The 25,246-nt window shown below is 66.2% G+C and carries 23 protein-coding genes and 1 riboswitch; of the genes, 11 read left to right on the top strand and 12 right to left on the bottom strand.

From position 1 onward, the window contains the following. Positions 1–2 precede the first annotated feature (2 nt). From mtrB to OHB26_RS18115, 3 genes are all read right to left on the bottom strand, one after another. On the bottom strand, positions 3–1,880 hold the full coding sequence (gene mtrB, locus OHB26_RS18125; RefSeq protein WP_330185690.1) for an MtrAB system histidine kinase MtrB: 1,878 nt from the start codon (positions 1,878–1,880) through the stop codon (positions 3–5). A 44-nt stretch (positions 1,881–1,924) separates the two neighbouring features. Further along, positions 1,925–2,602 carry an MtrAB system response regulator MtrA gene (gene mtrA / locus OHB26_RS18120; RefSeq protein WP_033090495.1) on the bottom strand — a complete coding sequence of 226 codons (678 nt, stop codon included), beginning with the start codon at positions 2,600–2,602 and terminating at the stop codon, positions 1,925–1,927. A 77-nt stretch (positions 2,603–2,679) separates the two neighbouring features. Beyond that, positions 2,680–3,327, bottom strand: coding sequence for a dTMP kinase (locus tag OHB26_RS18115; protein WP_330185326.1), 648 nt, complete (start codon positions 3,325–3,327; stop codon positions 2,680–2,682). A 73-nt stretch (positions 3,328–3,400) separates the two neighbouring features. On the opposite strand from OHB26_RS18115, the gene OHB26_RS18110 reads away from it, so the two are divergent. From OHB26_RS18110 to OHB26_RS18100, 3 genes are all read left to right on the top strand, one after another. Next, positions 3,401–4,501, top strand: coding sequence for a glycerophosphodiester phosphodiesterase (locus tag OHB26_RS18110; RefSeq protein WP_330185325.1), 1,101 nt, complete (start codon positions 3,401–3,403; stop codon positions 4,499–4,501). Positions 4,502–4,575: 74 nt separating this feature from the next. After that, a complete protein-coding gene (locus OHB26_RS18105; protein WP_330185324.1) occupies positions 4,576–4,851 on the top strand; it encodes a hypothetical protein in 276 nt (91 codons plus the stop codon). Between the two features lie 101 nt (positions 4,852–4,952). Then, positions 4,953–5,618 carry a Uma2 family endonuclease gene (locus OHB26_RS18100; protein ID WP_330185323.1) on the top strand — a complete coding sequence of 222 codons (666 nt, stop codon included), beginning with the start codon at positions 4,953–4,955 and terminating at the stop codon, positions 5,616–5,618. Between the two features lie 510 nt (positions 5,619–6,128). Here OHB26_RS18100 and ahcY read toward each other — a convergent pair. The 4 genes from ahcY to OHB26_RS18080 form a co-directional block, all read right to left on the bottom strand. After that, the gene (gene ahcY, locus OHB26_RS18095) at positions 6,129–7,604 is read right to left on the bottom strand and encodes an adenosylhomocysteinase (protein ID WP_330185322.1); all 1,476 of its coding nucleotides are present in this window, start codon (positions 7,602–7,604) and stop codon (positions 6,129–6,131) included. A gap of 123 nt (positions 7,605–7,727) precedes the next feature. After that, positions 7,728–8,891: an alkane 1-monooxygenase gene (locus tag OHB26_RS18090; RefSeq protein ID WP_330185321.1), complete on the bottom strand. Its 1,164-nt coding sequence runs from the start codon at positions 8,889–8,891 to the stop codon at positions 7,728–7,730. A gap of 191 nt (positions 8,892–9,082) precedes the next feature. Then, positions 9,083–9,775 carry a response regulator gene (locus tag OHB26_RS18085; RefSeq protein WP_330185320.1) on the bottom strand — a complete coding sequence of 231 codons (693 nt, stop codon included), beginning with the start codon at positions 9,773–9,775 and terminating at the stop codon, positions 9,083–9,085. A gap of 9 nt (positions 9,776–9,784) precedes the next feature. Then, the gene (locus OHB26_RS18080; protein WP_442943023.1) at positions 9,785–11,452 is read right to left on the bottom strand and encodes a sensor histidine kinase; all 1,668 of its coding nucleotides are present in this window, start codon (positions 11,450–11,452) and stop codon (positions 9,785–9,787) included. Between the two features lie 64 nt (positions 11,453–11,516). Here OHB26_RS18080 and OHB26_RS18075 point away from each other — a divergent pair, with 64 nt between their 5' ends. Beyond that, positions 11,517–12,866: a cation:dicarboxylate symporter family transporter gene (locus tag OHB26_RS18075; RefSeq protein ID WP_330185318.1), complete on the top strand. Its 1,350-nt coding sequence runs from the start codon at positions 11,517–11,519 to the stop codon at positions 12,864–12,866. A 114-nt stretch (positions 12,867–12,980) separates the two neighbouring features. Here the strand turns inward: OHB26_RS18075 and OHB26_RS18070 are convergent, their stop codons facing one another. The 4 genes from OHB26_RS18070 to cofD all read right to left on the bottom strand — a co-directional run bounded on the left by OHB26_RS18070 (position 12,981) and on the right by cofD (position 16,781). Then, complete coding sequence (locus OHB26_RS18070) at positions 12,981–13,436, bottom strand: 6,7-dimethyl-8-ribityllumazine synthase (protein WP_330185317.1); 456 nt, start codon at positions 13,434–13,436, stop codon at positions 12,981–12,983. Between the two features lie 80 nt (positions 13,437–13,516). Further along, positions 13,517–13,682, bottom strand: a riboswitch (FMN riboswitch). A gap of 70 nt (positions 13,683–13,752) precedes the next feature. Further along, positions 13,753–14,271, bottom strand: a complete 519-nt coding sequence (locus OHB26_RS18065) for an NUDIX hydrolase (protein ID WP_330185316.1) — start codon at positions 14,269–14,271, stop codon at positions 13,753–13,755. A 112-nt stretch (positions 14,272–14,383) separates the two neighbouring features. Further along, complete coding sequence (locus tag OHB26_RS18060; RefSeq protein WP_330185315.1) at positions 14,384–15,781, bottom strand: coenzyme F420-0:L-glutamate ligase; 1,398 nt, start codon at positions 15,779–15,781, stop codon at positions 14,384–14,386. A gap of 40 nt (positions 15,782–15,821) precedes the next feature. Beyond that, the gene (gene cofD, locus OHB26_RS18055) at positions 15,822–16,781 is read right to left on the bottom strand and encodes a 2-phospho-L-lactate transferase (protein ID WP_330185689.1); all 960 of its coding nucleotides are present in this window, start codon (positions 16,779–16,781) and stop codon (positions 15,822–15,824) included. A 632-nt stretch (positions 16,782–17,413) separates the two neighbouring features. On the opposite strand from cofD, the gene OHB26_RS18050 reads away from it, so the two are divergent. Further along, positions 17,414–17,641 (top strand): WhiB family transcriptional regulator, encoded by a 228-nt coding sequence (locus OHB26_RS18050; RefSeq protein WP_033089244.1) that lies wholly within the window; start codon positions 17,414–17,416, stop codon positions 17,639–17,641. A gap of 91 nt (positions 17,642–17,732) precedes the next feature. Here the strand turns inward: OHB26_RS18050 and OHB26_RS18045 are convergent, their stop codons facing one another. Next, complete coding sequence (locus OHB26_RS18045) at positions 17,733–18,212, bottom strand: metallopeptidase family protein (protein ID WP_194853038.1); 480 nt, start codon at positions 18,210–18,212, stop codon at positions 17,733–17,735. Between the two features lie 338 nt (positions 18,213–18,550). Here OHB26_RS18045 and OHB26_RS18040 point away from each other — a divergent pair, with 338 nt between their 5' ends. The 6 genes from OHB26_RS18040 to OHB26_RS18015 all read left to right on the top strand — a co-directional run bounded on the left by OHB26_RS18040 (position 18,551) and on the right by OHB26_RS18015 (position 25,246). Then, positions 18,551–18,931, top strand: a complete 381-nt coding sequence (locus OHB26_RS18040; protein ID WP_442943022.1) for a DUF3499 domain-containing protein — start codon at positions 18,551–18,553, stop codon at positions 18,929–18,931. A gap of 179 nt (positions 18,932–19,110) precedes the next feature. Continuing rightward, positions 19,111–20,487 (top strand): phosphomannomutase/phosphoglucomutase, encoded by a 1,377-nt coding sequence (locus OHB26_RS18035; RefSeq protein WP_330185313.1) that lies wholly within the window; start codon positions 19,111–19,113, stop codon positions 20,485–20,487. 74 nt (positions 20,488–20,561) lie between these two features. Then, a complete protein-coding gene (locus OHB26_RS18030; protein WP_330185312.1) occupies positions 20,562–21,740 on the top strand; it encodes a tobH protein in 1,179 nt (392 codons plus the stop codon). Then, the gene (gene manA / locus OHB26_RS18025; protein WP_330185311.1) at positions 21,740–22,975 is read left to right on the top strand and encodes a mannose-6-phosphate isomerase, class I; all 1,236 of its coding nucleotides are present in this window, start codon (positions 21,740–21,742) and stop codon (positions 22,973–22,975) included. Before OHB26_RS18030 ends, manA begins: the two co-directional genes overlap by 1 nt. Positions 22,976–23,306: 331 nt before the next feature. Then, positions 23,307–24,233, top strand: coding sequence for a cation diffusion facilitator family transporter (locus OHB26_RS18020; RefSeq protein ID WP_330185310.1), 927 nt, complete (start codon positions 23,307–23,309; stop codon positions 24,231–24,233). A gap of 98 nt (positions 24,234–24,331) precedes the next feature. Further along, complete coding sequence (locus OHB26_RS18015) at positions 24,332–25,246, top strand: cation diffusion facilitator family transporter (protein WP_330185309.1); 915 nt, start codon at positions 24,332–24,334, stop codon at positions 25,244–25,246.

Below are 25,246 nucleotides of genomic sequence, written 5' to 3'. Positions count from 1 at the left end.
TCTCATGGCTTTCCGTCCCCTTGGTCGGCGAGCACGGTGTCATCGGGACTGTCCGGCGGTGTTCTGCCGGATGGGAGCGGTAACACGGTCTGCGCGCCGTCGCCGTTTTCGGATTCCGATGCGGCGGGGGCGGTTTCGAGTTCGGCGGTCGGGCTCGCCACCGGTTGTTCATAGGGTTCGGCGGTGGCGAGTTCGTAGGGTTCGCCGGTGGCCGGGTCGATGGGGTCGGCGGCGGCCAGCTCGAATTCGGTTGGGGTGGAGTCGGTGTGGTCGGTCGCGTCGACGGTGCCGATATCGAGGGCGATTTGTTCGGGGGTGATGCCGCTGCGGCTCTTGGCCGGTTCCAGTGGCAGCGGGCTGACGCCGAGCTTCTTACTGCGCACCAGCGGCAGGGTGAGGCGGAAGCTCGCGCCGACGCCGATCTCACCCCAGGCCTCGAGTTTGCCCTCGTGCAGGTTGGCGTCCTCGACACTGATGGACAGGCCCAAACCGGTTCCGCCGGAACGCCGCATGCGTGAGGGGTCCGAGCGCCAGAAGCGGTTGAAGACCAGTTTCTCCTCGCCGGGTCGCAGGCCGACGCCCTGATCGCGCACCACGATGGCGACGGCATTGGCATCGCTGTCACCGCGCATGCGCATGAGGACGGGTTTGCCCTCGCTGTGGTCGATGGCGTTGGCGAGCAGATTGCGCAGTACCCGCTCCACGCGGCGCGGATCGACCTCCGCCACAAGGGGTTCCTCGGGCATGTCGACGACGAGTTCGACACCGGATTCCTTGGCCAGATGCCGCACGGTGGAGACCGCGGCCCGCGCGCACATGCGCACATCGAGCGATTCCACTTGCAGCTCGGCCACACCCGCGTCGTGCCGGCTGATCTCGAGCAGGTCGTTGAGCAGGCCCTCGAACCGATCCAGTTCGTTCACAAGCAGTTCGGCCGAGCGCGCGAGGGCGGGATCGAGGTCGTCGCTGGAGCCGTGGATGAGATCGGCGGCCATGCGGACGGTGGTCAATGGTGTGCGTAGCTCATGGCTGACGTCGGAGGTGAAGCGCCGCTGTAGGTTTCCGAACTCCTCGAGTTGGGTGATCTGGTTGGAGAGGCTTTCGGCCATCTCATTGAACGACATGGCCAGCCTGGCCATGTCGTCCTCCCCTCTGACGAGCATTCGCTCTTTCAGGCGTCCGTCGGCGAAGCGGGAGGCGATCCGGGCGGCGGATCGAATGGGCAGCACCACCTGTCGCGTCACCAGCGCGGTGATGGCGGCGAGCAGCACCAGCAGCACGATGCCGCCGATGAGCATGGTGCCGCGCATGAGATCGAGCGAGCGTTTCTCATTGGTGAGCGGGAAGATCAGATAGATCTCCAGCGTGGGGATATCGGCGGCGGGGCTGCCGATGACCAGCGCCGAGCCGCGATAGCCGTCCGGATCGGAGACCGTCGCGAACTGGTAGCTGACCTGGCGCTCCTGCACGAAATGCCGTAGCTCGGGCGGGATCTCCTGGATCGGCCCGGCGGACAGCTCGGATTGACTGTCGCCGACCATGGCCAGCGCGGAGTCGTAACTGCCTGCCGCACCGCCGGATTGGGAGCCGCCGCCCCCGGCCAGGGCGCGGCGGGCATCCTCCAATCGGGCCAGCTGGGTGCTGGAGTCGTGCACGCCGGTGAGGGTGGCCTGCACCGTGTTCCGGGCGCGGCTCATCTCCTCGACGGCCGCATTGATCTTCGCGTCCAACAGCCTGTCGGTGATCTGCGAGGTGAGCACGACTCCGAGAATCGTGATCACGATCAGTGACAGGGTGAGGGTGGACACGACAACGCGCAGTTGCAGGGAACCACGCCAGACGTGGCCCAGTCGCTCACCTACGGTGCGGAACCAGGCCACCACTACCGCCAGCCACCGCTGAACGCGGTTTCTGGAGCCAGCGATCACGGCGGTCCGGCCTTGTAACCCACCCCGCGCACGGTCAGTACGATCTCCGGATTCTCGGGATCCTTCTCCACCTTGGCGCGCAACCGCTGGACGTGCACATTGACCAGGCGAGTATCGGCGGCGTGCCGGTAACCCCAGACCTGTTCGAGCAGTACCTCACGGGTGAACACCTGGCGGGGCTTACGAGCGAGCGCCACCAGTAGATCGAATTCCAGTGGAGTGAGCGAGATCTGCGCACCGCCGCGGGTCACCTTGTGCGCCGGCACGTCGATGACGATGTCCGCGATGGACAGCAGTTCCTGTGGCTCTTCCTCGGTGCGGCGCAGGCGGGCTCGCACGCGAGCAACGAGTTCTTTCGGCTTGAACGGCTTGACGATGTAATCGTCGGCGCCAGACTCCAACCCCAGGACGACGTCGACCGTATCGGTCTTCGCCGTCAGCATCACGATGGGCACTCCCGAATCGGCTCGCAGCACCCGGCATACATCGATACCGTTCATGCCGGGCAGCATGAGATCCAGCAACACGAGATCCGGGCGCAGCTCCCGGACCGCGGTCAGCGCCTGCGTGCCGTCACCGACGACGTGAGGGTCGAATCCCTCACCCCGCAAGACGATCGTGAGCATCTCAGCGAGAGCCATATCGTCGTCGACGACCAGAATCTTGGGCTTCATAAGACTATGTTGTCACCTCTCCGGCTCCAATCAGGCCGCCACGCCTACACTCGTGACCTGTCGGCGCACATCCAACCCTATCCGCCAACGATTTCCGCGAGCCGCGCGGCAAGTGTTGCCGGATCGTCACCGCTCCGATGCACCCACCACGTTCCGTGCCAGTTGGTTTCGGCTAGCTCACGGTAGACGGTTCCGGTGCGCCGTTGCAGCCCACCATCTTTTTCGTACGCGTCGAGTGCGCGCGTCGCGTCCTGCGCGCCGCGCGTTCGGGCGCGTTCCTCGGCGATTTCGACCGGGACATCCAGAAGGATCTGGACATCCGGGACAGGCAGGGCAAACCTCGCAAACTCCAATTCGGCTACCCAGGCCACGATTTCGCCGTCGGCGTCCTCTTTCAACCGGGCCGCCGAATAGGCGGCATTGGAGGCCACGTAGCGATCCAACAGCACAATGTCATTGTCCGCCAGCAATTTCGAGAGTTCCGCGCGCGCGTCGGCGCGATCGCGGGCGAACAGCAATGCCATGGCGTTCACCGAATCGGCGAGATCACCGTGCCGGCCGCGCAGCGCCTCCGCCGCGAGATCGGCGTATACCGAGACTCCGTACCGCGGAAACGCCAGTGTCGCCACGCGTAGACCGCGGGCGCGCAGATCCTTGATGACGGCATCGGTCAGCGTGCGTTTACCCGCGCCGTCGAGCCCTTCCACCGGAACCAGCACACCCATGGCCGCGAGCGTACCGAATGCACCCGGGTGCGGGCTCCCGTGGTAACCGCTCGAATGTCGCTATAGTCCGGCCATGACTTTCGGAAATGTTAAGTCATCCCAGCTCAAGCGCGCTTTTGCGGTCTTCGGAGTGGCCGTTGCCGCCGCCGGATTGACCGCCTGCGCGGGCTCGGACGATTCCGGCTCCACCTCGGCGAACTCCGGCACGCACGCCGATCCGCAGCGCGTCTTCGATCTACAGGCGCATCGCGGCGGGCGCGGTATGACCATCGAGGAGTCGCTGCCCGGTTTCGCCAAGGCCATCGAACTGGGTGTCGGCACGCTCGAACTCGATATCGTGCTGACCGAGGACAAGGTCCCGCTGGTGTGGCACGATCCGAAGATCCTGCCGGAGAAGTGCTCCGATACCGCGCCCGCCTTCATCGACGATCCGCAGTATCCGTATGTCGGAAAACTCGTGCACGACCTCACCTCCGCGCAGATCGACACCCTCGACTGCGGTAGCAAGCTCGCGGGTTTCCCGGAGGCGCAGGAGCTGCCGGGCAATCGGATCGCCCGCCTGCCCGAGGTCTTCGATCTGGTGCGGAGCTACCCCGGCGCGTTCGACGCGCTGCGGTACAACATCGAAACCAAGCTCGAGGCCGAGCATCCCGAACAATCCGCCACCCCAGCCGAATTCGTGGATGTCATCCTCGGTGCGATCAGCACCGCCGGAGCCACCTCGAAAGTCGAGATCCAAAGTTTCGACTGGCGCAGCCTGCCCTTGGTGAAGGCCGAGAACCCCGCAATACCCACGGTCGCCCTCTACGACGACACCACCTTCAAACCGGACAGCATGTGGCTCAGCCCCATCCGCTACGCCGACCACCCCGATGACCCCTTGGCGGCGATCAAAGCCCTCGGCGCGGACATCTCCTCCCCCGCCTACGTGAACCCCTGGGACAGCGAAGCCAAGGTCGGCGACCCCAACTTCACACTCACCACCACCGAGGCATATGTGGCCCGCGCGCACGCCCTGGGCCTGAAGGTCATCCCCTGGACGGTCAACGACAAGCAGACCATCGCCCTGGTGCTGGACCAGGGCGTCGACGGCCTCATCACCGACTACCCGAACCGAGCGCGCGAGGCAATGAAGGAAAAGGGCTACCTGCCGCCCCCGTCCTTCCACAAGTGAGCAAAACTGAAACGAACGCGATTCATCTCTTGTAGGGTGCGACGCACTGGTTCCCCCTGCAAGGAGCACACCTGATGAATTCCCGTCTTGCGCACCACCTCCCGCGTGCCGCCGTCGGCGCGTTCGCGATCGCCGCGGCCATCGCCACCGCCGGCACCGCCGCCGCGGCCCCGGTCACCCTCGACCCGGTAGCCACCTCCTCCCCCACCGGTTCGGCCGACTCCGGCTCCGGCGGTTCGGGTTCGAGCAATGTCGGCGGCACCGGCTCCAGCGCAAGCGAACTGATCAACGCCGCCATCTGCACCCTCAAGGGCGGCAAGTGGGTCCCGATCCTGGACATCTGCCTGTAGTCGAGGCTGCCTCTCGACCACAGAAACGGCCACCGCTCGCCCAAGCGACCGGTGGCCGTTTCGCATGCGCGAGACGAGCCGTCGATCTGTAGCCTCGAAGCGTGACCGACCCGTCGATCGACCACAGCCGACTCCCGGAACGGCTCACCTGGGAAGAGTTCGTCGCGCTCCCGGAGGAGCTGGCGCAACTGGTCGAGGGCCTCGAGCACGGTCGAGTTATCTGGGCGCGGACCGGTCCGCGCCGTAACCAGCGGGCGGCAGTGCGCTTCCGCAACGCACTCGAGACCGCGTGGTCGGAAATTTCCGGCGGCTCACCGGGGCAATGCTACGAGGCCGACAGCGAGCAGCCGATCTTCTTCACAGGCAAGGACGACTTCCTCAAACCGGACTTCATCCTCTATCGCTGTCTGCCGACCGACGAGGACGACGTCCCGGCGGCATCCGTGGTCATCGCGGGTGAAGTCCTGTCCCCATCCAATTCGGTATTGGACATGGCACGCAAGACCCAGCGGTACGCCGAGGCCGGGATCCCCTGGTACTGGGAGGTCGAGCCGAGCAAGGAGTCCGTCCGCGTGCGAATCAACGCGCTGCTGCCGGCGTCCGAACACCGCCCCGCCGGGGTGACACCGCTCCGGCCGTACCACTACGAACCGGTGGCGTCATGGGAAGGTGCGGGCGATCTGGCATACCACCTGCCATTTCCGTTCCGCATCCCCGCCGCAAGTCTCGCTTACACGCCAGGATCATCCAACCAAGCCGGCGGGTAATCCCACGACAGTCGAGACCAGATTCGCCGGACACTCCCCTTTCGACCACGTTCTGCGGTCTCGAGCCGGGTGCACGGATCGACACCGCCGAAAGAATCTTCGGGATAGGCGATCCGATCGCCTCTGTCGTTGTCGAGCGCGTCGACGACCGCGTTCGTGGCGGCGTTCCGAATCTTGCACAGGGCGTCGAGCGCGTAACCCGGCTGCATACCGTAAGCCTGCGGCGAAAACGCCTGCGATTGTTGCGGATACGGTTGCCCGTGACCCGAAAATCCCTGCTGCATAAGCGGTCTTCCCCCTCCAGGAACAACTCCAACCCGCACCGATCTTGGCCGGGTTCGAGCAGCCTGTCCAATCAGCCCGCAGCCCTGGAATCAGACCGGAATTGCGGTCGCGGATGAGCCGCGACCGGGCATGGCCGCGAAACCAAAGGCGCGCGGGACAGAAACGACGATCGGGCCGGTCGCGTAGGCGACCGGCCCGATCAGGTTGTGCTACAGCGTGTTCGGCTCAGTAGCGGTAGTGCTCGGGCTTGTACGGGCCTTCCACGTCCACACCGATGTACTCGGCCTGGTCCTTGGTGAGCTTGGTGAGGGTGCCGCCCAGGGCCTCGACGTGGATCTTGGCGACCTTCTCGTCCAGGTGCTTGGGAAGGCGGTAGACCTCGTTGTCGTACTCGTCGGGCTTGGTCCAGAGTTCGATCTGGGCGATCACCTGGTTGGAGAACGAGTTCGACATGACGAAGGAGGGGTGGCCCGTCGCGTTGCCGAGGTTCAGCAGGCGGCCTTCGGACAGGACGATGATGGCGCGGCCGGTGTCCGGGAACGTCCACAGGTCGACCTGGGGCTTGATGTTCAGGCGCGCAGCGCCCGAACGCTCCAGGGCGGCCATATCGATCTCATTGTCGAAGTGGCCGATATTGCCCAGGATGGCCTGGCCCTTCATCGCCTTCATGTGATCGAGGGTGATGATGTCCTTGTTGCCGGTCGAGGTGACCACGATGTCGGCATCGGCGATGGCCTGCTCGACCGTCACGACGTCGAAACCGTCCATCAGGGCCTGCAGCGCGTTGATCGGGTCGATCTCGGTGACCTGGATGCGCGCGCCCTGGCCCTTGAGCGATTCGGCGCAGCCCTTGCCGACGTCGCCGTAACCGCAGATCAGCACCTTCTTGCCACCGATGAGCACATCGGTACCACGGTTGATGCCGTCCACCAGCGAGTGGCGGGTGCCGTACTTGTTGTCGAACTTGCTCTTGGTGACCGAGTCGTTGACATTGATCGCGGGGAAGGTCAGCTCACCCGCGGCGGCGAACTGGTACAGCCGCAGCACACCGGTGGTGGTCTCCTCGGTGACACCCTTGACGCTCTCGGCGATCTTGCCCCACTTGCCCTTATCGGCTTCCAGGCTCGCGCGCAACAGGTTCAGGAACACCTTGTACTCGTCCGAATGCGTCTCGTCCTCGGGCGGAACCACACCGGACTTCTCGAACTGGGCGCCGCGCAGCACCAGCATGGTCGCGTCACCGCCGTCGTCCAGGATCATGTTCGCGGGCTCGCCCGGCCAGGTGAGCATCTGCTCGGCGGCCCACCAGTACTCCTCGAGGGTCTCGCCCTTCCACGCGAACACCGGGACGCCCTTGGGCTCCTCCTCGGTGCCGTTGGGGCCCACCACGATCGCGGCGGCGGCGTGATCCTGGGTGGAGAAGATATTGCAGGACGCCCAGCGGACCTCCGCGCCGAGCGCGACGAGGGTCTCGATCAGGACGGCGGTCTGCACGGTCATATGCAGCGAGCCCGAGACGCGCGCGCCACGCAGCGGCTGCACATCGTGGTACTCGCGGCGCAGGGCCATCAAACCCGGCATCTCGTGCTCGGCGAGCCGAATCTCCTTGCGGCCGAACTCGGCCAGTGACAGATCCGCCACCTTGAAATCGATCCCGTTGCGGACGTCGGCGGTCATCATGCTGCTCACTGCGGTCGTCATCTGCCTCTCCTGGTCGGCCTGCTTCCCCTGGCAAGGCTAGTCGGTGCCCGGGGTGGGCGACACACGACGGCAGGGTCCCGCCCTCGAAGGGTGGGACCCTGCCGTTTGCCCGGACGAATCAGATCAGGCCGCCGCCGCCATACCGTCACCGTGCTGGGCGAGGAGTCGCTCGCGTTTGCGGGGTTGGATGTTGGCTCGCGAGATGTCCCCGCCGTAATGGGCGAGGAGTCGCGTATCCATGACGTAGCGCCATAGCGGCGGGAACAGGGCCAGCAGGATCATGGTGGCGTATCCGGCCGGAAGCTGCGGCGCCTCCTCGGAGGTACGCAGAGTCTGGTACCGCCGTCCCGGATTCGCGTGGTGATCGCTGTGCCGCTGCAGATGGAACAGGAAGATATTGGTGACCAAGCGGTCGCTGTTCCAGCTGTCACGCGGTGAGCACCGCGCCCAATTGCCATTGGGTCGCCGTCGCCGCAGCAACCCGTAGTGCTCGACATAGTTCACGGTCTCCAGCAGCGCGATGCCGATCACCGCCTGCAGCAGCAGGTACGGCAGGATGCGCAGCCCGAATCCGCCCAGCAGCGCGCCGAACAGCACCACCGTCATGCTCCACGCCTGCAGCACATGGTTGTGAATGCTCCACCAGCCGTGCCCTTTTCGCCGCAGTCGCGCCCGCTCCAGCTTGATGGCGGAGCGGAATCCGCCGATCACGCTGCGTGGCAGGAACCCCCACAGCGTCTCGCCCATGCGCGCACTCGCGGGATCCTCCGGGGTGGCGACGCGCACGTGATGGCCGCGGTTGTGCTCCACGAAGAAATGCCCGTAACCCGACTGCGCCAGTGCGATTTTCGACAGCCAGCGCTCCATCCGCTCCACCCGGTGCCCGAGTTCGTGCGCGGCGTTGATGCCGATACCGCTGACGAAGCCGAGGGTGGCCGCGAGCCCTAGTTTGTCGATGACCGACAGGTCGTCACCCGCCCACATGACGGCCGCGATGAGTAGGCCGATCAACTGGACGGGCAGGAACATGTAGGTGCACCACCGGTAGTACCGGTCGTTGCTGAGTAGCTCGTAGTCCTCATCGCGCGGATTGCTGCCGTCTTCCCCGACGACCCAGTCCAGTACGGGTATGACAATCAGAACAATGATGGGTCCGATCCACCAGAACACCTCGGCCTTGGTGTGCAGCACCAGCTGTGAGGGCAACAAAGCACTCGCAGGAGCTATGAGCCCCAACACCCACAGGTGTCGTTTGGGATCCGGCGAACCCGACCGTTTGCCGACCATTTGCACGTTTGCCCCGCTAATTAGATACCTCAGAACTTCGCAGGTAGATATGTACAGACTCTATCCCCGTTACAACACCGATCCGCGGCCAAAGGTGGCAACTGTTACACCGAGATGAATCGCCACCCGGGCAACTGACCATGTGATGGCAGTCACCGCACATCACAGGCAAACCGGTGGTGAATCGGAGCTCAATGCAACCACACGTAGCGAACCTGTGGCCGCCCCGTGCGACCGTAGTCCGTCCGGCGTTCCACCACGCCGTCTTCGGCCAGACGTTCCAGGTATCGCCACGCGGTAACCCGCGAAACGCCGACGACTCGCCCGGCCTCGCCCGCCGACACCCCTTCGGGCGACGCGCGCACCGCCCGCGAGACCTCCTCCATCGTCTGCGGCGCAATGCCTTTCGGCGAGGTGGCTCGCTGATCCGGCGTGCGCAGTACCCCGAAGGCTCGGTCGATGTCCTGCTGCGAGAGCGCCGCCTCCCCCGCGGGCAGTGCCGCCCGATACTCGAGATAGCGCTCGAGCTTCTCGCGGAATGCCGAAAAGGTGAAGGGCTTCAACAGATACAGCACCACCCCGTGTGCGACGGCCGCGCGCACCATGGCGAGATCGCGCGCGGAGGTGACGGCGATGACGTCCGGGCGCGGCCGGAGCCCCGCCAGAGCCGCCGCGACGGCCAGACCGCTCATATCCGGTAAACCGATATCCATCAGGACGAGGTCTATCGAATTGTCACCGCGCTGTGACCTTCCGGCGGCGGCGATGGCATCGCGTCCGGTATGCGCGACGGCGACGACCTCGAATCCGGGCAGGCGTTCGACATAGGAGCGATGCGCCCGCGCGATAGCCGGATCATCCTCCACGATAAGCACTCTGATCATGCGCATCCCTTAGGCATCGCCGGTCTCCGTCTCCTCGGCGGCCGCCTCGGGTAGCGAAAACCGCACCACGACAGCGGATTCCGGCTCACGCCCGGCGTTGAGTTCGCCATCGTGCCGAGCCACCAGACGGCGGACCAGCGCCAATCCCAAACCGTGGTGGTCGGTTTTCGTGGAGTAGCCACGCTCGGTGGCGCGGCTGAACAGCTCCTCGGACATACCGGGTCCGCTGTCGGCAACCCGGACATACAATTCGGTCTCGTCCCGGCGCACGGTCACCTCCACCCAGGCGTCCTCATCGCGACCTACCGCGTCCAGGGCGTTGTCGACGAGATTGCCGAGCAGCGTGACCATTTCGTGCGCGGTGAGCGGTTCGGTGGAGTCCAGCAGGGTGTCACCGGTGATGGTCAGCTCCACCCCGTACTCGGCGGCCTGTTCGACCTTGCCCAGCAGCAGTGCCACCACGGCGGGTTCGGCGACCGAACCGGTCAGCCGGTCGATGAGCGCCTGGGAGAGTTCGAGTTCCGCGGTGGCGAAGGCGACGGCCTCGCGGTGGCGGCCCAGTTCGACCATGGTGACGACCGCGTGCAGCCGATTGGCCGCCTCGTGCGCCTGCGCGCGCAGCGCGTCGGCGAAACCGCGGACCGAGTTCAATTCACCCAGTACATCCCGCAATTCGGTGTGGTCGCGGAGAGTGAGCACGGTGCCCACTCGGCGTCCGCTGTACTCGACCACATCCTGATTCACCACCAGGACGCGGTCGGCGGTGACATGCATTTCATCGCGCACCACACCGGATCCCAAGCGTTGCAATGAGATGGGCAGGTCGGTACGACCAACCGGTCCGTCCGGAAGTTCGAGCAGCCGCCGCGCCTGATCGTTCACCACCTCGGCCCGCTCACCGGCCTTGTCGAAGACCAGCAGACCCTCGTGCACCGAATGCAGCACCGCGTCGTGATGGTCGTACAGGGCGCGCAGTTCCGCGGGTGCGAGTCCGACGGTCTGGCGTAACAGCCTGCGCCGCAACAGCAGTGCGCCCAGGGTCGCCAGCACCAGACCGGAGGCGGCCGCGATGAGAATCATCGGCAGCTGCTCGGTGACCTGTGCGCCGATATGGGTGCGGGTCACGCCCGCCGAGACCAGCGCGACGATCCGGCCGTCCGCATCGCGCACCGGAGTGACCGATCGAATCGACGGACCCAGAGTGCCGGTGAAGGTTTCGGTGAAGGTCTCCCCCGCCAGCGCCCGTTCGATATTGCCGCTGAACGGTTTTCCGATGCGCTGGGGATCGGTATGGGTGTACCGGGTGCGATCCGGTGCCATCACCACGATGAAGTCGACCTCGGTCTGCGTGCGAATGGCCTCGGTGACCGGTTGCAGCAGAGCCGTCGGATCCGGGCTCCGCACCGCCGCGAGCGTCGAGGGAGCCCGCGCGACCGCCACCGCGATGTCGGTGACCCGCGCGCGGGTGGCGGCATCCTGCGCATGCCGCGTCTGCAGCACCACCAGCGCCGTACCGACGCAGATGACCACGGCCAGCACCACCAACTGCACCACGAACGCCTGCCCCGCGACGGTGCGCCCGCGTCTGGGCACACCCGGGTCCGTTCTCCGACCGATCACCGCACCTCCGTGAACAAAACTTACGAAACAGTGACCGGCGTCACTGCTCCAGGACATCATTCTTCACACAGTGGGGTGAGCGGGCTCACACCAATGGAAGACGTAAGGACCGGACCAACGCATGAGTACCACGACACCGACCGCCCACCGGCGCGACCGCACGCATTGGCTGTACTTGGCCGTCATCGCCGCCGTACTGGCGGGCATTCTGGTCGGCTGGCTGGCACCGGGGTTCGGCAAACAGGTGGGTGAGCTCGGCACCCTGTTCGTGAACCTGATCAAGATGATGATCTCGCCGGTCATCTTCTGCACCATCGTGCTGGGTATCGGTTCGGTGCGGGCCGCGGCGAAGGTCGGCAAGGTCGGCGGAATGGCGCTGGCCTACTTCCTGATCATGTCGACGGTGGCCCTGGCGATCGGTCTGGTGGTCGGCAATCTGCTGCATCCGGGCAGTGGGCTCGATATCGCCGGGCACGCCAAGGAGACCGCCAAGTACGTGAAGGACGCACAGGGCGCGGGCGGCACCTGGGACTTCCTCAGGGACATCGTGCCCACCACGCTGGTCTCGTCACTGACCACCGGCAAGGTGCTGCAGACGCTGTTCGTGGCACTGCTGGTCGGCTTCGGCATCCAGGCCATGGGCGCGACCGGCGAACCGCTGCTGCGCGGTATCGGACTGGTGCAGAAGCTGGTGTTCCGAATTCTCACCATGATTCTGTGGCTGGCGCCGATCGGCGCGTTCGGCGCGATCGCGAATGTGGTGGCGCGCACCGGACTCGACGCGGTGAAGGAGTTGGCGCTGCTCATGGTGGCGTTCTATCTCACCTGCGTGGTTTTCGTCTTCGGCATTCTGGGCACACTGCTGCGCGCGGTCTCCGGGGTATCGATCTTCAAACTGGTGCGGTACCTGGCGCGGGAATACCTGCTGATCGTGGCCACCTCCTCCTCGGAGTCGGCGCTACCGCGCTTGATCGCCAAGATGGAACATCTGGGCGTGGAGCGCTCCACCGTGGGTGTCGTTGTGCCGACCGGGTATTCGTTCAATCTGGACGGCACCGCCATCTACCTGACCATGGCCACGCTCTTCGTCGCCGATGCCATGCACAAGCCGCTGTCCTGGACCGAACAGCTCGGCCTGCTGATCTTCATGATCGTGGCCTCCAAGGGCGCGGCCGGTGTCACCGGCGCGGGTCTGGCCACCCTGGCCGGCGGTTTGCAGAGCCATCGCCCCGAACTGCTGGACGGTGTCGGCCTGATCGTCGGTATCGACCGGTTCATGTCCGAAGCCCGTGCGGTGACCAACTTCTCGGGTAACGCGGTCGCCACCGTCCTCATCGGCACCTGGACCGGAACCATCGAACCCGCCCGGGTGCGGGCGGTCCTGGACCGGCAGTTGCCGTTCGACGAAACCACCATGGTCGACGATCACCCCGAGGCCGTCCCGATGGAGAAGAGCCCGGTTCCGGCGTAGCTGCCCGCGATCACCGCCGGAACCAGAATCGCTGCGGCGCAATGCCGTACCGCCGCAGCGCAGCAGTCCCGCACCCTCGCCTCCGCGATCTCGAGGGTGCGGGACTGCGTCGTCTCAGCCGACCGGAACGGTATCCAGGGCGAGGGTGGCGGCGATGGCCTTGGCCAATTCGCCACCCTTCACGGTGAAGTGCCGCGAGTAGTAGGTCAGATGCTCCTCGTGCTCATGGAAATGATGCGGGGTGAGCACCGCCGAGAAGACCGGCACATCGGTGTCCAACTGGACCCGCATGAGCGCCTCGACCACGGTGGCGGCCACGAAATCGTGCCGGTAGATACCACCGTCGACGACCAGCGCGCACGCGGCGACCGCGGCATAACGACCGCTCTTGGCCAAACGCTGTGCCTGCAAAGGGATTTCGAACGCGCCGGGCACCTCGATCACATCGACCTCGGGGTATCCGCGTTCGGCCAGACCCGCACGGGCGGCCTCGACGGCATTGTCCACGATCTCCGCATGCCAGCGCGCGGCGATGACGGCGATCCGACGGGACTCGGTGATGGGTGACATGAGTATCTCCTGTTCGCGTTGTCACCCAGGGCATGACGACGCGAACACGCCCAGCCGCGAGCGCGGACAGGTGCGAACCGTCGCGTTCTCTTTCATCCGGACTGTGACCGTCGGCTCCGGAATCACACCGGGATCTGCTGACCCGCACCATCCGAGGATGGCGCGGCGCTCGCGGGCTCATGCGTGCCGGATAGGCCGGACGCCATGACCGCCGGTGGGGATTTCCACCCCGCCCTGAGAACGTCTTACGGTTTCGGACTCTAGGCGCTGGCCCGGCCGGAATCAATGTGACGACGGCCGGTGCCCCGCTCACCGGTCAGTACAGCAGCACGTCCGCATCGGCGGGCAGCGCATCCACCGGCCACCAGCGCAGATCGGTGGATTCCGAACTGCGCACGGGGACAGCGCCTTCCGGCGCCTTGATCTTGAACAGCAGATCCAGGTGCCGGGTGGGCACGCCCAGCGAGCACTTGATCGGATGGGCCTGCGCTCCGTACAGACCTGGCTCCAGGGTCAGCCCCGCGATCCCGGACTCCTCGGTGGCCTCCCGGAACGCGGCGGCCGCGACCGTATCGTCGGACTCCTCGCAGTGCCCGCCGAGCTGAATCCAGCGACCCACGCGCGGGTGCAGCGTCAGCAGCACCCGCGATTCGTCATGCGAGAGCACGATCGCCGAGGCGGTGATATGCCCCGCCGCATGCTCGCGCAGGCATCCACGCGGCGCGGACCCCAGAAACGCCAGCATCGCCTCACGCAGCGACTGCTCGGGACCCGTTGCCGGAGCCCAGGTTTCGAGCAATTCCACCGCCGACTCGTGCAACGACTCCGCGCTCACAGGTGGGCTCCCGTCCTGATCAGCCGGCGCGCCACACCCGCCCGGTCATCCCGGCGCGCCACACCGACCCCGTCATCCCGGAACGCTTCTTGGCCGGGATCCACAGCGCCGATCACAGCTCCACCAGTCCGATCCCCGGCTCGCGCGGATCACGCGGTACGAGCTCCTCCAGTGGGTAGCCGATCGCTATGGCTCCCAGCGGATTCCAATCCGAGGCGAGACCGAGCACCTCACGGGTGATCTCCGGGGCGAAGATGGTGGAGCCGATCCAGCAGCTGCCGACGCCCTTGGTGGCGAGCGAGACCAGCAGACCCTGTACGGCCGCGCCCACCGCCACATTGAACATGGTGGCCTCGTTGGCGCGGCGGCGTTCGTCCGGATAGTCGTGCGCACCGTCGGGCACGCAGAACGGGATGATCACCTCGGGGGCGTCGAACAGGATGCGGCCCCGCGAGACTCGCTTCTCCGCGCGCTCGGGCGAGAGCCCGTCACCGGCGAGATCCTGGTGCCACTTCTGCGCCATGGCCTCGAGCAGTCGATCGCGCAGGCCGCGCTCGCGCAGCCAGACGAAGCGCACCGGGCGGGTGTGATGCGGGGCGGGAGCGGTGAGCGCCTCACCCACGGCAGCCCGAATCACCTCGGGATCGACTGCGGCATCGGCGAATTGGCGCACCGAGCGGCGCATGAGCAGGGCCTCGCCGCGCCCGCGCGCGATGGCCTCCTCGGTGCCGAGCCAGAACAGGTCCTCCGCGCCGCGGCGCAGCAGATCGACCGCGCCGGAGCCGTCGTCGGTGTACTCGAGTCCGCGCACCACCGCGACCGGGACCGCACCCAGTTTGCCCTTCACCAGATCCGCGGCCGCGGCCAGTTCATCTGCGATGGCGACCAGGGTGACGTGCAGTTCATTGCCTTGCCCGTCGATGGCGCCGTCGTAGTCGTGCATGACCATCAGTCCGGAGGATCCGATGGCGGCGTCGATCTGACCGTTGCGCCAGGCCCGGCCCATGGTGTCGGTGACGACCACGGCCACCCGCACGCCGAGGCGTTCGGCGAGCGCGGTGCGCAGCGCCTTGGCGCTGGCGTCCGGATCGACCGGCAGCAGCACCAATTCGCCCTTTTCGACATTGGAGCCGTCCACACCGGAGGCGGCCTGCACGATGCCGAGCTTGTTCTCGGTGATGAGGGTGCGGTTCTTGCGCGCGAGCACGCGCACCGCCTCCTGCCGCACCAGTTCGCGGCGCGCCGCATCGCGCTCCTCGGGATCGACGGGCGCGCTGACAATGCGCCCCTCGACCTTCGAGACGATCTTGCTGGTCACCACCAGCACATCGCCGTCCCGCAACCAAGGCGCTTGTGCCGCAATATGTTCGGCGATGTCATCGCCCGGCCGGAACTCCGGCAGCCCGGTGATCGGCAAAATGCGCAATTCGCCGCCCGACGCATGATCGCCGGGCGTTGCGGCCGGGCCCGGTACGGGAAGGCCGTCGGGCGCGTTCGATTCTGTGGTCACGCTGTCACTCCCGCGAAGTTTCGCATTCCCGTTGGCGCACTCATGGTTTCACGCCCGCGATATCCAGGGCCTGACGCACCATTTCGGCGGTGGCGGCGGGATCGGACATGAGCAGCGGGACGCTGCGCACCTCGACGCCGGGTACCTCGGCGGTATCGGTGCTGTGAATGAGCCAGCCGTCCAGGATGCCGGTGCCGGTGCGCGCGCCGTAGTGGTTGCCGACGGCCTCGGCGCTGGTCTCGACACCGATCACGGAGAGGCATTCATCGGCCATGCCGCGCAACGGTTTTCCGTCGATCACCGGCGACAGGCCGATGATCTTGGCGGTGGTGGTGCGCAGCGCGCCCCGGATACCGGGCACGGCCAGGATGGATCCGACGCTCACCACGGGGTTCGAGGGGGCCAGAAGAACGACGTCCGCGGACGCTATGATTTCCGTCACACCGGGAGCCGGTTTTGCTTGATCCGCCCCAATAGTCACGAATCCATGGGTCTCTACGTTTGCTCGGTATCGCACCCACCACTCCTGAAAATGGATCGCGCGACGTTCGCCAGGACTCTCCGGGTCCCCGATAACAACGTGCGTTTCGGACCGATCGTCGGTTGCGGGCAGCAACCGCACACCGGGCTCCCAGCGTTTACACAGGGCCTCGGTCACCGCGGAGAGCGGGTACCCCTGACGCAGCATTTCGGTGCGAATGAGATGGGTCGCGATATCGCGATCACCCAGTCCGAACCAATCGGGCTGAGCGTTGTATTTCGCCAATTCCTCTTTGGCGTTCCACGTCTCGTTCGCATGCCCCCAGCCGCGTTCGGGGTCTATGCCCCCACCCAGGGTGTACATGCAGGTGTCCAGGTCAGGACAGATGCGCAGACCGTGCATCCAGACGTCGTCACCGACATTCACAATGGCGGTTATCTCGGCCCCGGGGACCAGTGCGCGCACGCCCTGCAGGAACCGAGCGCCGCCTACTCCGCCGACCAATACCGCGATCCGCAGACCGGTGCCGGGTGCGGTGTCCGCTTGTTCTCGAGTCACATCCGCACAGCCTATGCGGTTCGGGTGCGGACACGCCCCATGGGATATTTGCTGTGAATTTGCTGTCTGATCTGCGGGAACCTTCCCGAACGGGGTCCGAGATGGTAACGGAATAGCTTCGGCGGCTTGACCATCGCCACGCCCGGCGTGTCTAATCACAGGCATGTCATTCCGGGTCCGCGCGAGAGCTCAAGGCGCGGACGGTATTTCGAACAGGCGTTCGTACATTCGGAATGGCGAACAGCTCGGGGATGGCCGCGGGACTACGTCGCGGTGTTGGGCCGTCGGTGGGATCGGTTCCGACGGATTAATCATTCTGCGCTAACACACAGTGAGGAGGCGGAGCGATGGCCGATGAGCTGGCCCCGTCGAATATTCCAGGCGGTGTATCGCAAACCGATTCCACAGCTGGCGCAGCACCTGACTTCTGCGCCGATGCTTGGAACGGAATCGAGGGGGGTGAACCGATGACGATACGGCCGGGGGGCGGTCAATGGGCTCGTGCGCAGTACCAGCCCGAACCACCGCGCCTGAGCCTGATCGTCACGGGCAATGATGAAGCGTTCGACAGTTTTTCCCGCGGCGGTCGCCAGATGACCGAGGCGGAGCAGTGGCAAGAACGGGCGCTCTGCGCCCAGACCGACCCGGAGGCGTTCTTCCCCGAGAAGGGCGGCTCCACCCGCGAGGCCAAGCGCATCTGCCTGGGCTGCGAAGTTCGCGACGAATGCCTGGAGTACGCCCTCGCCAATGATGAGCGGTTCGGCATCTGGGGCGGACTCTCCGAGCGCGAGCGCCGTCGCCTCAAGCGCGGCATCATCTGAACCGGGCTTGCTGTGTACCCAACACAGCAAGCTTTGAAACACACTGAGCGGCAGCCGTTTTCACTGCCGCCGTGTGGTCCGGAGTAATTCGCTATTCACCCGGTTCCGGATCTATCACATCCGGTTCCACTCCGAGGTAGGTGGCGATCTGCTGGACGAGAACTTCGCGCAGCAGGTCCACCAGGTCGTCCGGGTCACCCGCACGCAGCTCCAAAGGCTTGCGGAACAGCACGACTCGGGCGCGGGTCGCCTGGCCGTATCGGTCCACCCCTGCCGGGATGAGGCGCGACAGGGGTACCGGGCCGTCGGCGACGACCTCATCGGGCCACGTCACCGAATCCGGATGCAGCGGACGGATTTTCGGCACATCGTCGACCGCGATATCCAACTTCGTGAGCTGGTCGTGCCAGCGACTCTCCAGCGGTGCGAACGCCTCCAACACGAGACGGTCGAACTGCTGCCCGCGCGTACGCCGGGCAGGGACCGTCGGCGGCAACATGGGCCCGCGCACACCCCGCCCGCGGCGGATGACAGACCGCGCCGTAGGCGGCCTCTTACGGGAACGGGTCATAATACGAATCTACTGTGTCCATCTGCGCCGCCTTCGGCGACGCGGGTTCGCGGCCCCGAAGTCCCGGTTCATCCCTCCCTCCGCACGGTGTCGTCGGCGCCGCCTTCGGCGACGCGGGTTCGCGGCCCCGAAGTCCCGGTTCTTCCCTCCCTCCGCTCCCCCGCTTCGCTCCTCCGCTCCACTCAGTCCAGAACCGGGACGGCCGCGAACCTTTGGGGTGATGTCCTCTGGGGCGACGGGCCCGACGGAGCGTGCAAATCTGAAGTGAGGCCGACCTCATTGAGCGTGTCTATCCCCCTCGGCGCGCCCGGAGGGTTACCCTGCATGGCGTGATTCCCATGCGTCGTTGCTGCCGTCCAGGCTGCAAGAATCCGGCCGTTGCGACGCTGACCTATGTGTACTCGGACTCGATGGCCGTGGTCGGACCACTGGTCACCGTCGCCGAACCGCACTCCTGGGACCTTTGCGAAACACACGCCTCCCGCATCACCGCCCCCAAGGGCTGGGAATTGGTCAAGCATGAGGGCGGCTTCTCCTCCGGCACCCCCGACGACGATGACCTGACCGCCCTGGCCGAGGCCGTCCGCGAAGCCGGATTGCGGCGCCGCACACCGGAACCCGACCCGCGCGGCTACACCGATTATCCGCCCGCCACTCAGCGCCCCAATCGCACCGGTAGACGCGGGCACCTACGGGTACTCCCGGACCCACCCAGTTGAGTTGCGGCAGATAGAGCGCCGGATGTCGCGAACGGAACGACTGATTTCGCACGGTCGGGGTAACTCGTCGGGTACGCCCAAAATCGGGTTGGCACTGAACCGCTGGTACGCGTGCACAACAGTCCACGGCTCCCAAGCCGGGCGCAAAAGGCTCGGGGAGGCGGGATAGTGTGGGTGGCATGACAGAGCCCCGCTCCGCCGAGTCCGTGCATGCAGTCATCAAGGCTTATGACGTCCGCGGAGTCGTCGGTGAACAGATCGACGTGGCATTCGTCCGTGACGTGGGCGGTTCGTTCGCACGACTCATGCGGAGTGAAGGCGCGAAGCGCGTGGTGATCGGCCACGATATGCGCGACTCCTCCCCCGAACTCTCTTCCGCCTTCGCCGACGGCGTACTGGCCCAGGGCCTCGATGTCGTGCATATCGGCCTGGCCTCCACTGACGAGCTGTACTTCGCCTCCGGTCATCTGGAGTGCCCGGGCGCGATGTTCACCGCCTCGCACAATCCGGCCAAGTACAACGGCATCAAGCTGTGCCGGGCCAAGGCGCTGCCGGTCGGACAGGACACCGGATTGGCCACCATCTCCGATGAGGTCATCGCGGGCGTGCCCGAATTCGACGGCCCGCGCGGTACCGCCACCGAACAGGATCTGCTCTCGGCCTACGCCGAATTCCTGCACCGGCTGGTCGATCTGAGTTCGGCGCGCCCGCTGCGCATCGCGGTGGACGCCGGTAATGGCATGGGCGGCTTCACCGTTCCGGCCGTACTGGGCACGCTGGCGCAGTTCACCATCGAGCCGCTGTTCTTCGAACTCGACGGCAATTTCCCGAATCATGAAGCCAATCCCCTGGATCCGAAGAATCTGGTGGATCTGCAGGACTACGTCCGCAAGACGGGCTCCGATATCGGCCTGGCCTTCGACGGCGATGCCGACCGCTGCTTCGTGGTGGACGAGAAGGGCGATCCGGTCTCCCCGTCCGCCATCACCGGACTGGTGGCCGAGCGCGAACTGGCCAAGGAACCGGGCGCGACCATCATCCACAATCTGATCACCTCGCAGGCGGTGCCGGAGCTGGTGACCGAGCTCGGCGGCACGCCGGTGCGCACCCGCGTCGGCCACTCGTTCATCAAGCAGCAGATGGCCTCGACCGGGGCGATCTTCGGTGGCGAGCACTCCGCGCACTACTACTTCCGCGATTTCTGGGGCGCCGACTCCGGCATGCTGGCGGCGCTGCATGTGCTGGCCGTACTGGGCGAGAAGGATCGGCCGATGTCCGAGCTCGCGTCCGCGTACGCGACATATGCGGCCTCCGGAGAGATCAACTCCACCGTGGCTGATGCGAAGGAGCGCACCGTGGCGGTGCTCGAGGCGTTCGGCAAACGCGCCAAGTCGGTGGATCGGATGGACGGCGTCACCGTGCAACTCGCCGACCGCGCCTGGTTCAATCTGCGGGCCTCGAATACCGAACCGCTGCTTCGACTCAACGTCGAAGCCCGATCGCAGGACGAAGTAGACCAACTCGTCACCGAGATCCTGAGCATCGTCCGCGCCTGACTGGAATAGTGGAATCACAGAGCTTGGATTCACCAGCGTCTGGTGACCCGGATGAGGGGAGGTGGCAACGCCCGATGATCGCTGGGACACCCGTACTCGACCTCGATGACGTCGCCTCGCTGGAGGCGGCGGACGCCGGAGGGACATTGCGCTCGGCCGCCTCCGGTGGCGCACTGGTTCGCGCGACCGCCGCGGCACTCGCCGAGGACGCGCTCACCCGACTGCGAGAGCTACGCCCGCGCAGTCTCGTACTGGTCTCCGGAAGTGGGCGGGCCGCACGCGCCGCCGCGCTACTCGTGGCCGCGCTGGGCGATCGCACCAGCATGCCGCTGGTGGCCGCCGCCTCGATTCCACCGTGGGTGGGTCCGCTGGATGTGGTGCTGGTCGCCGGCGATGACGCGGGCGATCCGCGGCTGGCCGAGGCCGTCGACTTCGCGGTGCGCCGCGGTGCCGAGGTCGTGGTCGCCGCCCCCGACGAGGGGCCGCTACGCGCCGCCGCCGCCGGAAGAGCCACCATGCTGCCGCCGAGAGTCCGGGTCCTGGACCACAATCGGCTACTGCGCTACCTGGCCGTCGGCATGGCGGTACTGGCCGCGGTCGACCCCAATCGCACCGGGCCGATGCTGCCCGATCTGAACGCGCTCGCCGATCTGCTCGATGCCGAGGCGCTACGCGACGGACCGCAACATGAGGCGTTCCACAATCCGGCCAAGACCCTGGCGACGCGGATGCAGCAGCGCAAGCGCATGGTGCTCGCGGGTGATTCGCCTGCCGCCGCGATTCTGGCCACGCACGGTTCGGAGGTGCTGCTGGCCGCGGCCGGGCAGATCACCTCGGCCGTCACACTGGCCGAAGCCGTTGCGGCGCACGGCAGTCTGGTACAGGCCGCCGGGGTGGCCGCACCGGGCTTCGATCCACTCTTCCACGACGAGGAGCTGGACGGTCCGGCCCCGGTGGAACAGGTACGACTCTTCGTCCTCAGCTCCGATGCCGATCAGTCCGCGGCGCGGCGACGGCTCGCGGTCTTCGGCTCCGATGCCGGACTGGTCGATGCCGAACTGGTGAACGTGGATGCCGAGACCGCCGCGGCCGATCCCGAACTCGGTGCCGCGCCCGGCCCGCCCGCGAGCCGTGGGGAACTGGAACAGCTTGCGGTACTTGCGCTTCGGCTGGAGATGGCGGCAGCCTATCTACGACTACTCGGTGCCCGCCCGGCCTCGACCACGGGTAGCTACGACGGGGGACACTACTAGTGCACGAACTCGTTGGTGCGCTGCGATCCTATGCCTGGGGTTCACGCACCGCGCTCGCTCAGCTGTGCGGGCGACCGGTTCCTTCCGCGCATCCGGAGGCAGAACTCTGGTTCGGCGCTCATCCCGCAGATCCCGCACAGGTGCGGATCAACGGGCACAGCCAATCACTACTCGAGGTGGTCAATACCGACCCGCAGCGCGAACTCGGCGCTGTCGCGGGCGAATTCGGCGGGCGACTGCCCTTCCTGCTGAAGATCCTCGCCGCCGAGGAGCCGCTCTCGCTGCAGGCGCATCCGAGCCTGGAGCAGGCCCGGCACGGCTTCCAGCGCGAGAACAACGCCGGGGTGCCGATCGATTCGCCGATGCGGAACTATCGGGACGAGAACCATAAGCCCGAACTCGTGGTGGCCTTGGAGCGGTTCGAGGCGCTGGCCGGATTCCGGGAACCGGTGAAAACGGTGCGGCTGCTGCACGCGCTCGAGGTACCCGAACTGGAGTCGTATGCGGACCTGCTCGGTGCGCAACCCGATTCGGCGGGACTGCGCACGCTGTTCACCACCTGGATCGCGCTGCCCCAGACCAGCCTGAGCAAGCTGCTGCCCAAGGTCCTGGACGGCTGCGTGCGCTATCTCTCCGAGCGGGACGCCCGAACCAATGGTGCGGGAAAGGAATTCATCGCCGAGGTGCGCACGGTGCTCGAGCTCGCCGAGGCGTACCCGGGCGATGCGGGCACCCTGGCGGCGCTGCTGCTCAACCGCATCACCCTCGAACCCGGTGAGGGCCTGTTCCTGGCCGCCGGAAACCTGCACGCGTACCTGCGCGGGGTCGGCGTGGAGATCATGGCCAACTCCGACAATGTGCTGCGCGGTGGTCTGACACCCAAGCACGTGGATGTTCCCGAACTGCTTCGAGTGCTGGACTTCGAACCCCTGGACCTGCCCATCATCGAGCCGGAAGCCTTGGGCGAGGGCATCTTCCAGTACCACACCCCCGCCCCCGAATTCGCGCTGAGCCGATTCGAGCTCCTCGCCGACGCCGACCCCATCGTCATCCCGCACACCGGGCCGGGCATCGCGCTGTGCACGCATGGCACCATCCGATTCTTCCAGGGCCGCGACGAACTACGGGTCGAATGCGGACACGCGGCCTGGATCTCCGCCGCCGACGGCGCGATTCGCGCCCAGGCGATCGACGGCCCCGCGCAGTTGTTCTGCGCCACGGTCGACGAAGACTGACCGCGAGCGACGCCGTCACAGGCAGAGCGGCCCTCTCCTGTCGTCCCGGCACGACAGCCCTGTACGTCGTCCCGAAACGGCAGCCCTGTTCCTCATCCCGACACGACAACCTTTTTCGTGATCCCGGCATGCTTTTGACCGCGATCCACAGCGGCAGGTGGATCCCGGCCAAAAACGCGTCGGGAGGACCGGAGGGGAACGCGCCGGAATGACGGGGGCCGTTGCGATCTCAGTACGGCCTAGGCTGCATGGCGGGCAGGCTGTCTCGGTAGGCTGTCCACTTCAAACAGGGTTTGCGACAAAACGGACATGGTCCGGGAAGGACTGCACATTGTCTGCGGGTGGCGGTAAGAAGGCGATCCTGGCGGCGCTCAGCGCCAATGCCGGAATCGCGGTGGCGAAGTTCATCGGCGCGGCGATCACCGGATCGGCGTCGATGCTGGCCGAGGCCGTGCACTCGGTGGCCGACACCTCCAACCAGGGACTCCTGCTGCTCGGGCAGCGGCGGGCCGAACAGGACGCCGATGAGTTGCACCCGTTCGGGTACGGGCGCAATCGCTACTTCTACTCGTTCATCGTCGCGCTGGTGATCTTCGCCCTCGGCTCGGTGTACGCCATCTACGAGGGCATCCATAAGATCCAGCATCCCGAGGAGCTGTCCAGCCCGTTCGTGGCCATCGCCATCCTCGGCATCGCCATTCTGCTCGAGGGCTTCAGCTTCATCACCGCCATGCGGGAATCCAAGCCGCTCAAGGGCGACGCCAGTTGGTGGCGGTTCATCCGCAACTCGCGCAATCCGGAGCTGCCGGTGGTGCTGCTGGAGGACTCCGGCGCGCTCATCGGCCTGGTGCTGGCGTTCGCGGCCATCTCGCTGACGGTCATCACCGATGAACCGGTGTGGGACGGTATCGGCACGCTGTCGATCGGCATCCTGCTCGGCGCCATCGCGGTCATTCTGATCATCGAGATGCAGAGCCTGCTGATCGGCGAGGGCGCGACGCCCGACGAGGATCGCGCGATTCGCGAGAACCTGGTGGACGACAAGACCATCGACCGCGTCATCCACCTGCGCACCCAGTACCTGGGGCCGGAGGAGATGCTCGTGGCCGCCAAGGTCTCCATCGTCCCCGGCCTGGAGATCGCCGATATCGCCACCGCCATCGACGCCGCCGAGGCCCGGATTCGCGAGGCCGTCCCGGCCGCCCGGGTGATCTACCTCGAGCCGGACCTCTACCGCTCCCAGCCGGTCCAGGGCTGAGCACAACATCGAACCGGCCGGACCCACAGCACAATTCGGGTCCGGCCGGTGCGCGTGTACGGCCGGTACGGCCGCGCCGACGTCGGTAACGTGATCGTATGGCGTCCGGCAGCAGACAAGCGGTTCTCGCGGCATTCGCGGCGGATGTCGGTATCACCCTCGCCAAATTCGTCGGCGCGGCGATCACCGGCTCGGGATCCATGCTGGCCGAGGCGGCACACTCGCTGGCGGACAGCGCCAATCAGGGACTCCTGCTGATCGGCCGCAAACGCTCCCAGCAGGAACCGGATCAGTTGCACCCCTTCGGATATGGGCGCAACCGCTACTTCTACGCCTTCGTGGTCGCGCTGGTCATCTTCAGCGTCGGATCGCTGTACTCGATCCAGGAGGGCATCGCCAAGATCGTGCATCGCGAGCAGGTCGAGGACGCCTGGATCGCCATCGCCATTCTGGTGGTCGCGTTGGTGCTGGAATCCTTCAGCCTGCGCACCGCGACCCGCGCCTCCACGCCCCTCAAGGGCCGCAACAGTTGGTGGCGCTTCATTCGCACCACCCGCAATCCGGAGCTTCCCGTTGTGCTGCTGGAGGATTCGGGCGCGCTCATCGGCCTGGCACTGGCCTTCCTCGGTGTCGGCCTGACCGCCCTGACCGGCGACGCGATCTGGGATGGTATCGGCACCATCGCCATCGGCGTGCTGCTGGGCTGTATCGCCGTGGTGCTGATCATCGAAATGCAGAGCCTGCTCATCGGCGAGGGCGCGACCCCCGACGAGGTGGGGCGCATCCGAGCGGCGCTGGTGGACGGTGAGCGGGTGAACCGCGTGCTCAACCTCAAAACCCAGTACCTGGCCCCCAATGATCTGCTGGTCGCCGCCAAGGTCTCGATGACTCCCGGTATGGACATCACCGCGGCGGCCCTCGCCCTGGACGACGCCGAAGCCCGTGTGCGCGAAGCGGTTCCGGCCGCGGGAAACGTCTACATCGAACCCGACCTCTACCGCACCAAGCAATAG

The sequence above is a fragment of the Nocardia sp. NBC_01503 genome (genome assembly GCF_036327755.1).
GTDB lineage: Bacteria > Actinomycetota > Actinomycetes > Mycobacteriales > Mycobacteriaceae > Nocardia.
The sequence above is the reverse complement of the archived record's forward strand: the minus strand, read 5'-3'. Positions and strand labels throughout refer to the sequence as shown.